Annotated in this window: 8 protein-coding genes; 4 read left to right on the plus strand and 4 right to left on the minus strand. The window is 69.8% G+C overall.

Annotation, left to right across the window (positions count from 1 at the left end):
* Window positions 1-245 precede the first annotated feature (245 nt).
* The gene (locus tag AB0K02_RS06590; protein WP_365991234.1) at window positions 246-1,493 is read right to left on the minus strand and encodes a site-2 protease family protein; all 1,248 of its coding nucleotides are present in this window, start codon (window positions 1,491-1,493) and stop codon (window positions 246-248) included.
* Between the two features lie 120 nt (window positions 1,494-1,613).
* Here AB0K02_RS06590 and AB0K02_RS06595 point away from each other — a divergent pair, with 120 nt between their 5' ends.
* On the plus strand, window positions 1,614-2,573 hold the full coding sequence (locus tag AB0K02_RS06595; RefSeq protein ID WP_365991235.1) for a RecB family exonuclease: 960 nt from the start codon (window positions 1,614-1,616) through the stop codon (window positions 2,571-2,573).
* 13 nt (window positions 2,574-2,586) lie between these two features.
* Window positions 2,587-3,258, plus strand: coding sequence for a response regulator transcription factor (locus tag AB0K02_RS06600; protein WP_177151020.1), 672 nt, complete (start codon window positions 2,587-2,589; stop codon window positions 3,256-3,258).
* 107 nt (window positions 3,259-3,365) lie between these two features.
* Here the strand turns inward: AB0K02_RS06600 and AB0K02_RS06605 are convergent, their stop codons facing one another.
* The 3 genes from AB0K02_RS06605 to metH all read right to left on the minus strand — a co-directional run bounded on the left by AB0K02_RS06605 (window position 3,366) and on the right by metH (window position 9,790).
* Window positions 3,366-4,967 (minus strand): ABC transporter substrate-binding protein, encoded by a 1,602-nt coding sequence (locus AB0K02_RS06605; RefSeq protein WP_365991236.1) that lies wholly within the window; start codon window positions 4,965-4,967, stop codon window positions 3,366-3,368.
* 497 nt (window positions 4,968-5,464) lie between these two features.
* Complete coding sequence (locus AB0K02_RS06610) at window positions 5,465-6,166, minus strand: HAD family phosphatase (protein WP_365991237.1); 702 nt, start codon at window positions 6,164-6,166, stop codon at window positions 5,465-5,467.
* A 108-nt stretch (window positions 6,167-6,274) separates the two neighbouring features.
* Window positions 6,275-9,790 (minus strand): methionine synthase, encoded by a 3,516-nt coding sequence (metH, locus tag AB0K02_RS06615; RefSeq protein WP_365991238.1) that lies wholly within the window; start codon window positions 9,788-9,790, stop codon window positions 6,275-6,277.
* A gap of 260 nt (window positions 9,791-10,050) precedes the next feature.
* Here metH and AB0K02_RS06620 point away from each other — a divergent pair, with 260 nt between their 5' ends.
* Window positions 10,051-10,818 carry an IclR family transcriptional regulator gene (locus AB0K02_RS06620; protein ID WP_365991239.1) on the plus strand — a complete coding sequence of 256 codons (768 nt, stop codon included), beginning with the start codon at window positions 10,051-10,053 and terminating at the stop codon, window positions 10,816-10,818.
* 232 nt (window positions 10,819-11,050) lie between these two features.
* The gene (locus tag AB0K02_RS06625) at window positions 11,051-11,842 is read left to right on the plus strand and encodes an MIP/aquaporin family protein (RefSeq protein WP_365991240.1); all 792 of its coding nucleotides are present in this window, start codon (window positions 11,051-11,053) and stop codon (window positions 11,840-11,842) included.
* The last annotated feature ends 14 nt before the right edge of the window (window positions 11,843-11,856 follow it).

Consider the following 11,856-nt stretch of genomic DNA (forward strand, 5'->3'; position numbering starts at 1 on the left):
CCCGTCCCGACTGCGCCGGGGACTGAGGCCGGATGGCCGGTTCGGGTCCGCTCCGGGACCGGGCCCGGCACTGGGCGAGTGAGCCGAAGGGGCGCGGCGGCGTCGAGAGGGGGAACGCGGAGGCCGCGGGTGGCAGCACCTCTCCCATCTTGGAAGACAGCAGTCGAGCACGATCGATCGTCGACTCCGTCTCAGGCGGCCCGTGCGGGTTCTCCCCCGGCAAACCAGGCTGGAGACGTCGAGCCCTATGAAGAAGGCCGAGCCATCGCCGCGACGAAGGCGCGCTCGACGTCGGCCGTGGACAGGACGCCGTAGATCTCGCCGGTCTCCTCCACCACCAGGTACTCCGTCGCGGGCGCGGCGCGGAGCCTGTCGAGCAGAGCCTCGCCGGCGAGCTCGGCGGGGACCTTCATGTCCTCGGTGAGGTCCTGGGCCAGGCCGCTCACCGCCACCCAGGGGCGGCGGTGCTCGGGGACGCCGACGATGGCGGCCTCGCGCACCAGGGCCGTGGGCTCCCCGTGGCCGTCCACGACGACGAGGGCGCGGGCCCCGGCCTCGTTGGCGCGGCGCAGCGCCTCGGAAAGCGGCGTGTCCGGCTCGACGGGGACGGCGCGGCGGGTGAGCGCCCGGGCGGCGAGTTCGGGCAGGTGCTCACGGAGCCGGGCCATGCGCAGGCTGTTGCCGGCCCCGGTCCAGATGATGGCGGCGAGGATCGCCGCGAGCAGCGCGTCGGTGACGGTCTCCATGCCGCCGATGTCCTCGGTGGCGTTGCCGAGGGCGCCGGTGTGGGTGAGCAGCGGGAGGCCGATGAGGACGGCGACGGCGAGGGCGCGGCCGACCCAGGCGGCGGCGATGGTGCCGGTCATGGGCTTGCCGCTGATCTTCCAGACGACGGCGCGCAGCATCCGGCCGCCGTCGAGGGGCAGCCCGGGCAGCAGGTTGAAGGCGGCGACGATCAGGTTGGAGATCATCAGTCCGGCGAGCAGCACGCCGGGCACCGTGCCGGGGTCGACGGCCGTCATGCCGAGATAGAACAGTCCGGCCAGGACGAGGGAGAGCAGCGGCCCGACGACGGCGAGGACGAATTCGCGGCCGGGTGTCTCGGTCTCCTTCTCGATCTCGGAGACGCCACCGAAGAACTGGAGCTGGATGCGCCGCACCGGCAGTTTGAAGCGGAGCGCGGCGACGGTGTGGGCGAGCTCGTGGACGAGGACGGAGGCGTAGAAGGCGACCGCGAAGAACAGCGACACGAGGTAGCGGGCACCGCCCAGTTCGGGCAGGACGCGGTCCAGTTGGCCGCCGAAGACCCAGGTGATCAGGGCCGCGACGACGAACCAGCTGGGGGCGACGTAGACGGGCACGCCGAAGGGGCGGCCCATGAGAATCCCGCCGCCCGGTTCGCCCGAGCCGCGCTTCCTGCCGCCGCCCGGCGCGGTCTTGCCCGCATCGGACCGAGGCCGCTCGCGCTCGCCGCTCGTGTCGTCCTCGTTCACGGGGTCCCTTCGTCGCCGAGGCTCTTCGCAAAGGTGTCGCTCGCTCGATCATGCACGGGCGAGGTCCTGTCGTCGATGGTATGCCGCTCGCTGTCAGTGGCGGGCCGTAGGGTCTGAGTCATGAGTACGAGCCAGCAGCCCGTCGGCGGGCCCTCCGCCGCTGCCGCCGAGCCCGGGTCCGACCCCGAGGCGGACGGTGCGGCAACCGCTGCCGCGGAGCCGAGGCCGGCCGCGGAGCCGACGTCCCTGTCGCCTTCCCGGGCGGGCGACTTCATGCAGTGCCCCCTGCTGTACCGGTTCCGGGTGATCGACCGGCTGCCGGAGAAGCCGAGCGAGGCGGCGACCCGCGGGACGCTGGTGCACGCGGTGCTGGAGCGGCTCTTCGACGATCCGGCCGTCCAGCGCACGGCTCCTCGGGCGAAGGCGATGATTCCCGGCCAGTGGCAGAGACTGCTGGAGACCAAGCCGGAGCTGGGCGGGCTGTTCGCCGAGGACACCGGAGGCGAGCGGCTCGCGCGCTGGCTGGGCGAGGCGGAGCAGTTGGTGGAGCGGTGGTTCTCGCTGGAGGACCCGACCCGGCTGGAGCCCGCCGAGCGGGAGATGTTCGTCGAGGCGGAGCTGGAGTCGGGACTGCGGCTGCGCGGGGTGATCGACCGGGTGGACGTCGCGCCGACGGGAGAAGTGCGGATCGTCGACTACAAGACGGGCAAGGCACCCCGCCCGGAATACAGCGAGGGCGCGCTGTTCCAGATGAAGTTCTACGCGCTGGTGATCTGGCGCCTGAAGAACGTGCTCCCCCGCCGGCTCCAGCTCGTGTATCTGGGCAGCGGTGACGTGCTGACGTACGACCCGGTGATGGCGGACCTGGAGCGGATCGAGCGCAAGCTGCTGGCCCTGTGGGAGGCGATCCGGCAGGCGACGCGGACCGGCGACTGGCGCCCGCGCCCGACCAAGCTGTGCGGCTGGTGCGACCACCAGGAGTTCTGTCCGGAATTCGGGGGCACTCCCCCGGATTATCCGCTGACCATTTCCCCGGCGGCGTCGGCCCAGGATGGGCAGGGCACAATGGGCCCGGTCTAAAGAAGGAGTACCCGTGGCGATCCGCGTCCTACTGGTCGACGACCAGCCGCTGTTGCGCACCGGCTTCCGGATGATCCTGGAGGCTGAGCAGGACATCGCGGTGGTCGGTGAGGCCGGGGACGGCCTCCAGGCGCTCGATCAGGTGCGGGCGCTGCAGCCCGATGTGGTGCTGATGGACATCCGGATGCCGCGGATGGACGGTGTCGAGGCGACCCGGCAGATCACGGGACCGGGCCGGGACGGCCCGGCCAAGGTGCTGGTGCTGACGACGTTCGACCTCGACGAGTACGTGGTGGAGGCGTTGCGCGCCGGCGCCAGCGGCTTCCTGTTGAAGGACGCCCCGGCCAATGAGCTGGTGCAGGCGATCCGGGTGGTCGCGGCCGGCGAGGCGATGCTGGCGCCGAGCATCACCCGGCGGCTCCTCGACAAGTACGCCGACCACCTGCCGTCGGGCGAGGAGCCGGTTCCGGACACGCTGCACACGCTGACCGACCGTGAGGTCGAGGTACTGAAGCTGGTCGCCCGGGGCTTGTCGAACGCGGAGATCGCCGCGGATCTCTTCGTGAGCGAGACGACCGTGAAGACGCATGTCGGCCATGTGCTCACCAAGCTGGGGTTGCGTGACCGCGTCCAGGCCGCGGTGTACGCGTACGAGAGCGGTCTGGTGCGACCCGGCGCTCAGTGAGCGCGGGGCACGACGGAAAACGGCGGGAAACGGACCGCAACGGCCGGTGTCCGGCGGTGGGTTCCACCGCCGGACACCGGCCGTTCGCGTCTGCGGACGCGCCGGCCTCAGGCGCCGCTGCCCCGGGCCAGCTCCCACAGCTGGAGGTCGGAGCTGGTGTTGAGCGCCCATTCGACACCCGTGATGTCGTCGTGGGCGGCGACGTACTGCTTGCCCTGCCACAGCGGCAGCACCGGCACGTCGTCGGCGACGATCTCCTGGATCTCCTTGAAGGCAGGTGCGGCCGCGGTGCGGTCGGCCTCGCGGCGCGACTGCGGGATCAGCTTGCGCGCTTCCTCGCTCACGTAGGGGGAGTTGAGGAAGTTGCCCTTGTCGAGGAACGGGGCGGTGTAGTTGTCCGGGTCCGGGAAGTCGGGGAACCAGCCGAGGCCGTAGACCGCGTAGTCGCCGCGCTTCTGGGCGGGGCGGAACTTGGCCCACTCGGTGCCCTTGACGGTGACGTCGAAGAGCCCGGTCTCGTTCAGCTGGTCCCGGAGCACCTCGAACTCCTTGGCCGTGCCCGCGCCGTAGTGGTCGGTGGTGTAGTTCAGTTCCAGCTCGACGGGCGTGTCGATGCCCGCGTCGTTCAGGATCGCCGCGGCCTTCTCGCGGCTCGGCTCGCCGTACTTGTTGTAGAACGAGTTGGTGTGCGCGGCGATGCTCGACGGGATGAGCGAGTAGAGCGGCTCGGCGGTGGAGCCGTACACCTGGCCGGCGATCTGGCCGCGGTCGATGACGGCCGCCATCGCCTGACGCACGGCCTTGTTCTTCACCGACGGGTCGTCCGTGTTGAAGGCGAGGTAGCGGATCTCCAGGCCGGGGACCTCGGTGAGCGTGATGCCCTCCTTGGGTGCGGTGGAGAGTTCCTTGATCTGCTCGGGGGACATCGCGCGGGTCATCATGTCGATCTCACCGGACTCGAGCGCCTTGCCCATGGCCTCGGCGTCGGGGAACGACCGCAGTTCGACCCGGTCGTTGCGGTGCTTGACGTCGCCCTTGTAGTCCGGGTTCCTGGTGAAGACGACCTTGGAGATGCGGCCCCCGTCGGTCTCGCTCTTCATGGTGTAAGGGCCGGTGCCGTCGACCTCGAAGCCCTCACGGAGCTTCTTCCCGTCGTACTGCTTGGGGCTGACGATGGCGGCGACCGGCGTGGAGAGCTTGTACGGGAAGGTGGCGTCGGGCGTCGACAGGTGGAAGATGACCTCGTCGTCGCCCTTGGTCTCGATGGTGTCGATGTTCGACAGGAGGGCGGCGGTGCCGTTGTCGGCGTCGATGTCGAGGACGCGCTGGATGGAGAACTTGACGTCCTCCGCGGTCACCGGGGTGCCGTCGGCGAACTTCAGTCCGCTACGCAGCTTGCAGCGGTAGCTCTCGCTCGCGGTGTCCGTGAAGACGCAGGACTCGGCGGCGTCCGGGACGGGCTCGCCACCGCCGCGCGGCGGGTGCATCAGCGTCTGGACGGTCTGGCGCAGGACGTTCCAGGCGCCGGTGTCGTAGGCGTAGGCCGGGTCGAGCGGCGCGGGAGAGTCGGCGTCGGCGACGAACTGGTCCGTGGTGCCCACGACGATGGCGTCACCGCCGTCCGCCCCGCCGTCCGTGCTGCCGCAGGCGACGAGCACGGGCGCGAGCAGGCCGATCATGGCCAGCGGCACCAAAGTCTTACGGTTCATCCTGGACGTACTCCCTCATCCATCCGGCACTGGGACACAGCGTTGTGTGCGGGTCACTCCACCGCTTCCGCCCGGTCGGGGCGGCGCGATCGGGCCGGGGATACAGTGCGATCGGTCCTGTGTTTCCGACGGCTTGGTGGCCGGCGGGACACCACGGTGACGCGGTGAAGTTCTCGCGACGAGATTAGTCGGCGGCGCCAGGAAAGCGTGCACGGGGCCGAGTTGGGGCGTAATCGCTGAGTGATCACCAAGGTGCGGGTGGAGGCGGTGCGGCCGTGGAGGATTCATACGCTCCTCCCGCAAACCGGACAGCCTGAGGCGCCCGGCACCGGTCCAACGGGACATCGGGCGCCGACGAGACGGTACGCACAGTGACGAACGTCACGACGGGGAACGCATTCCCGATTACCGGACAGTAATCGCGGGATTCACAGAAAAAACACGGCCCCGCCGCCCCGGGCTTCCCGTGCATTCGAGAAACACGGACAGTACACGTATCAGTGCGGCGCGGTGATGAGCGTGCGCAGGAAAAGCAGGTCGACTTCTTCGAGCGACTGAACGACGATTCGGCCCGCGGCGGGCGCGATCGGCGCCACCGACGGCACCGCGACGACCCGGCAGCCGGCCGCTTCGGCGGCGGCCACCCCGGTCGCCGTGTCCTCGACCACCGCGCATCTCATGGGGTCGGCGCCCAGCCCCTGGGCGGCCACCAGGTACGGGTCGGGGTACGGCTTGGTCCGCGGCACCTCGTCCCCCGCGACGGACAGGGCGAAGTGCTGGGGGCCAAGGGAGGCCATGACGCGGTCGATGATGCGGCGGTGGGAGGCGGAGACGAGCGCCGTGGGCACGTTGTGCGCGGCCAGCTCGGCGAGCAGCCGCTCCGCTCCCGGCATCAGCGGCACACCGCGTCCGATCCGGTCCTCGAACTTGTCGTTGAGCAGCACGGTCAGCTCGGCCAGGGTGATGTCGGCACCCGTCGCCTCGATCAGGTAGCCGGCACTGCGGGTCATGGGCCCGCCGACGACGACGTCCCGCCATGTCTCGTCCAGCTGGTGCCCGAGGTCCGCGAAGACCTCCACCTCGGCATCCCACCAGAACCCCTCGGTGTCGACCAGAGTGCCGTCCATGTCGAGGAAGACGGCTTGGAGCGCCGCCCCATCGGCCGAACGGGTCAGGGACGCGGGGACCGTGCTGGTCATGGGCACACCTCCGGAAGGGACGAGAAGGCCGGCCACCTCACCCTGCGGCTTTCCCGCAAGATCTGGTGACCGGCCTGCACTGGACCGACCAGTGTACGACTCGTCCGATCAGCGTGCGTTGAAATACTTTGCCTCGGGGTGGTGAATCACGATCGCGTCCGTCGACTGCTCCGGATGGAGCTGGAACTCCTCGGACAGCCGCACACCGATCCGCTCGGGCTGCAGCAGCTCGGCGATCTTGGCGCGGTCCTCCAGGTCGGGGCAGGCGCCGTAACCCAGCGAGAACCGGGCGCCGCGGTACTTGAGCGCGAACATGTCCTCGACGTCCGCCGGGTCCTCGCCGCCGAAACCGAGCTCGGCGCGGACGCGCGCGTGCCAGTACTCGGCGAGGGCCTCCGCCAGCTGGACGGACAGTCCGTGCAGTTCGAGGTAGTCGCGGTAGGAGTCGGCCTCGAAGAGCTTCGCGGTCTCCTCACCGATCCTGGACCCGACGGTGACCACCTGGAGACCGACCACATCGGTCTCGCCGGACTCCTCGGGACGGAAGAAGTCCGCCAGGCACAGCCTGCGGCCACGCCGCTGGCGCGGGAAGGAGAAGCGGGTGCGCTCGGAGCCGTCCTCGTTCAGGAGGATCAGGTCGTCGCCCTTGGACACACAGGGGAAGTAGCCGTAGACGACGGCCGCCTCCAGCATGTTCTGCGTGTGCAGCTGGTCCAGCCAGCCGCGCAGGCGCGGCCGGCCCTCGCTCTCCACCAGCTCCTCGTACGACGGTCCCTCACCGGTGCGCGACTGCTTGAGCCCCCACTGCCCCTTGAAGAGGGCGCCCTCGTCGAGCCAGGAGGCGTACTCCTTGAGCTGGATGCCCTTGACGACGCGGGTACCCCAGAAGGGCGGCTCCGGGACCCGGTTGTCCGTGGCCACGTCGGAACGGACCGCGCCCTCGGCCGGGGCCGCCTCCTCCACCACGGGGGATGCGGTGGCGCGCACCCGGCGCTGCTTGAGCTCGGGCAGGGCCGCGCCGGGCACGCCGCGCTTGACCGCGATGAGGGCGTCCATCAGGCGCAGGCCCTCGAAGGCGTCACGGGCGTAGCGGACTTCTCCCTCGTAGATCTCGTGGAGGTCCTGCTCGACGTACGCGCGGGTGAGGGCGGCGCCGCCGAGGATGACGGGGTAGTCGGCCGCCAGCTTGCGCTGGTTGAGCTCCTCCAGGTTCTCCTTCATGATCACCGTGGACTTGACGAGCAGGCCGGACATGCCGATGACGTCGGCCTTGTGCTCCTTCGCCGCGTCCAGGATCGCGGCGACGGGCTGCTTGATGCCCAGGTTGACCACGTTGTAGCCGTTGTTGGACAGGATGATGTCGACGAGGTTCTTGCCGATGTCGTGCACGTCGCCGCGGACGGTGGCCAGGACGATGGTGCCCTTGCCCTCGTCGTCCGACTTCTCCATGTGCGGCTCCAGGTAGGCGACCGCCGTCTTCATCACCTCGGCCGACTGGAGCACGAACGGCAGCTGCATCTGGCCCGAGCCGAACAGTTCGCCGACGACCTTCATGCCGTCGAGCAGCGTGTCGTTGACGATGTCCAGGGCGGGCCGGTCCCGCAGCGCCTCGTCGAGGTCCGCCTCCAGGCCGTTCTTCTCGCCGTCGATGATGCGCCGCTTGAGGCGCTCCTCCAGCGGCAGCGCGAGCAGCTCCTCCGCCTTGCCGGCCTTCAACGACTTGGTGTTGACGCCCTCGAACAGCGCCATCAGCTTCTGCAGCGGGTCGTAGCCCTCGGCACGCCGGTCGTAGATGAGGTCGAGCGCCGTGTTGACCTGCTCCTCGTCGAAACGGGCGATCGGCAGGATCTTGGAGGCGTGCACGATCGCCGAGTCCAGACCCGCCTTCACGCACTCGTCGAGGAAGACGGAGTTGAGCAGGATGCGCGCGGCCGGGTTGAGGCCGAAGGAGATGTTCGACAGACCGAGCGTGGTCTGCACATCCGGGTGACGCCTCTTCAGCTCACGGATGGCCTCGATGGTGTTGACGCCGTCCTTGCGGGACTCCTCCTGCCCCGTGCAGATCGTGAACGTCAGCGTGTCGATGAGGATGTCCGACTCGTTGATGCCCCAGTTGCCGGTGAGGTCGGCGATGAGGCGCTCCGCGACCGCCACCTTGTGCTCGACGCTGCGGGCCTGGCCCTCCTCGTCGATCGTCAGCGCGATCAGCGCGGCACCGTGCTCCTGGGCCAGGCGCGTGACCTTCGCGAAGCGCGACTCGGGGCCGTCACCGTCCTCGTAGTTCACCGAGTTGATGACCGCGCGGCCGCCCAGCTTCTCCAGACCGGCGCGGATGACCTCGACCTCGGTCGAGTCCAGCACGATCGGCAGCGTCGACGCGGTGGCGAACCGGCCGGCCAGCTCCTCCATGTCCGCCACGCCGTCACGGCCGACGTAGTCGACGCACAGGTCGAGCATGTGGGCGCCCTCGCGGATCTGGTCGCGGGCCATCTCCACGCAGTCGTCCCAGCGCCCCTCCAGCATGGCCTCGCGGAACTTCTTCGAGCCGTTGGCGTTCGTGCGCTCACCGATCGCCATGTACGCGGTGTCCTGCCGGAACGGCACCGTCTGGTACAGCGACGCGGCGCCCGGCTCCGGACGCGGCTCGCGGACCGTCGGCCGGATGCCGCGCACCCGCTCGACGACCTGGCGCAGGTGCTCCGGCGTCGTACCGCAGCAGCCGCCGACGAGCGAGAGGCCGTACTCGCGCACGAACGTCTCCTGCGCGTCGGCGAGCTCGGACGCCGTCAGCGGGTAGTGGGCCCCGTCCCTGCCGAGGACCGGCAGGCCCGCGTTCGGCATGCAGGACAACGGGACGCGCGAGTGGCGGGCGAGGTACCGCAGGTGCTCGCTCATCTCCGCCGGGCCGGTCGCGCAGTTCAGACCGATCATGTCGATGCCCAGCGGCTCCAGCGCGGTCAGAGCCGCGCCGATCTCCGAGCCGAGCAGCATCGTGCCGGTCGTCTCGACCGTCACGGAGCAGATGACGGGCAGGTCGGCGCCGGTCGCGTCCAGCGCGCGGCGAGCGCCGAGGACGGCGGCCTTCGTCTGGAGCAGGTCCTGGGTCGTCTCGACGAGCAGCGCGTCGGCGCCGCCCGCGATCATGCCCTCGGCGTTCTGCTGATAGGCGTCGCGCAGGGCCGTGTACGGGGCGTGGCCCAGCGTCGGCAGCTTGGTGCCCGGGCCCATGGACCCCAGCACCCAGCGCTGCTGCCCGGTGGAGGCCGTGAACTCGTCGGCGACCTCGCGGGCGAGGCGGGCGCCGGCCTCGGACAGTTCGAAGACGCGCTCGGGGATGTCGTACTCGCCGAGCGCCGCGAGGTTCGCGCCGAACGTGTTCGTCTCGACGCAGTCCACGCCGACCTCGAAGTACGCCTCGTGAACCGAACGGACGATGTCGGGGCGCGTGACGTTCAGGACCTCGTTGCAGCCCTCGAGGTTCTCGAAGTCCTCCAGGCTGGGGTCCTGGGCCTGGAGCATCGTGCCCATCGCGCCGTCGGCGACCACCACACGGGTGGCCAGCGCTTCGCGCAGTGCGTCGATTCGGGTCCGGCTGTCAGCGGAAGGGGTCGGCGACGAGGCCATGGAATGTGCTCCCTGGGATGCGACGGCTGTCGGCTTTGCGTCTTCCGGTGGAAGGCGCACGCAGCCAGAGTAGCCGTGCACCTACTTCCTGCGGGGAGGTGTCCCACGAGGCGGACGGAACGGCACGGGGCGGGTTTCCGTGGGTAGCCGGGGCGGGAGATACTCACTCTGCGATGACCAAGGTCGGCATGGGCCGATAGTGTTCAGCATTGTCGAACAAGCATGTGCTCGTGTAGCCGCAGTGAGAAGGGCCGATCCCCATGGCGAAGAACATTCAGTCCCTGGAGCGCGCGGCCGCGATGCTGCGACTGCTCGCCGGCGGAGAACGCCGACTGGGACTGTCGGACATCGCCTCCTCGCTGGACCTCGCCAAGGGGACGGCCCACGGCATTCTGCGCACCCTCCAGGCCGAGGGCTTCGTCGAACAGGACACCGCGTCCGGCCGCTACCAGCTGGGGGCCGAACTCCTGCGGCTCGGCAACAGCTATCTGGACGTGCACGAGCTGCGGGCCCGCGCCCTCGTCTGGACCGACGACCTCGCGCGCTCCAGCGGCGAGAGCGTGCATCTGGGCGTCCTGCACCAGCACGGCGTACTCATCGTCCACCACGTCTTCCGGCCGGACGACAGCCGGCAGGTCCTCGAAGTGGGGGCCATGCAGCCCTTGCACTCCACGGCCCTGGGCAAGGTGCTCGCGGCGTACGACCCGGTGGCGCACACCGAGGCGGTCGAGGCCGACCGCAAGGCCTTCACCCCGCGGACCGTGACCGAACTCGACGAGTTCGAGGCCGTGCTGGACCACACCCGGGCGCGCGGCTGGGCGGCCGACGTGGAGGAGACGTGGGAGGGCGTGGCGGCCGTCGCCGCCCCCATCCACGACCGGCGGCGCATGCCCGTGGGCGCCGTGGCCATCACCGGTGCCGTCGAGAGGGTCTGCGACGGCACCAGCGAACTGCGGTCCGAGCTGGTGGCGGCGGTGCGCGAGTGCGCCCGTGCCGTGTCCAGGGACCTCGGCGCCGGGCGGTTCTGACCGCCTGGGCGCATCATCGGTAACGATCCGGTTTTCGCCCTGCTCAACCCTTGACGTCATGTTTACCAGGGGGCAAAACTGCCGTTCACCGGTCGGCAATGCCGAACACCTAACGGCAATACGCGCTAGAGTGTGGCAAGCCAGGCCGGGAGAACGCCCTCTGCTGAGGGCGCGGACCACCGGAGGGACCCGGGGTTCGCCTTCCCCTGGACGAAGGACAAAGGAGTCGCGGGTGTCCAACTCCGACATCTTCATCGGCGAGATCATCGGTACCGCCGTTCTCATCCTGCTCGGCGGTGGCGTCGTCGCCGCTGTCGTGCTCAAGCGCTCGAAGGCGCAGAACGCCGGCTGGCTGGCCATCACCTTCGGGTGGGGCTTCGCGGTCCTGACCGCGGTGTACATGACCGGAGCCCTTTCCGGGGCCCACCTCAACCCGGCGGTCACCGTCGGCATCGCGATCAAGGACAACGACTGGGGCAACGTCCCCGTCTACCTCGCCGGCCAGCTGCTCGGCGCGATGATCGGCGCGACGCTGGTCTGGATCGCCTACTACGGACAGTTCCACGCCCATCTCACCGACCCCGAGATCGTGGGCGACCCGGCCGAGAAGGCCATCGAGGGTCCGCACGACGGGAGCGCGGCCAACGCGGGTCCGGTCCTCGGTGTCTTCTCCACCGGCCCGGAGATCCGCAAGGTCTGGCAGAACCTCGCCACCGAGGTCATCGGTACGGTCGTGCTGGTCCTGGCCGTGCTCACGCAGGGCCTGAACGACAGCGGCAAGGGCCTCGGAACGCTCGGCGGTCTGATCGTCGCCCTCGTCGTCGTCGGCATCGGTCTCTCCCTCGGCGGCCCCACCGGTTACGCCATCAACCCCGCCCGTGACCTGGGTCCGCGCATCGTGCACGCCCTGCTCCCGCTGCCGAACAAGGGTGGCTCCGACTGGAGCTACGCCTGGATCCCCGTCGCCGGTCCGCTGATCGGTGCGGCCATCGCGGCGGGTATCTACAACATCGCGTTCGCCTGAGCCGTATCAGCAGC

The organism is Streptomyces sp. NPDC049597 (genome assembly GCF_040675505.1).
Classification (GTDB): Bacteria; Actinomycetota; Actinomycetes; order Streptomycetales; family Streptomycetaceae; genus Streptomyces.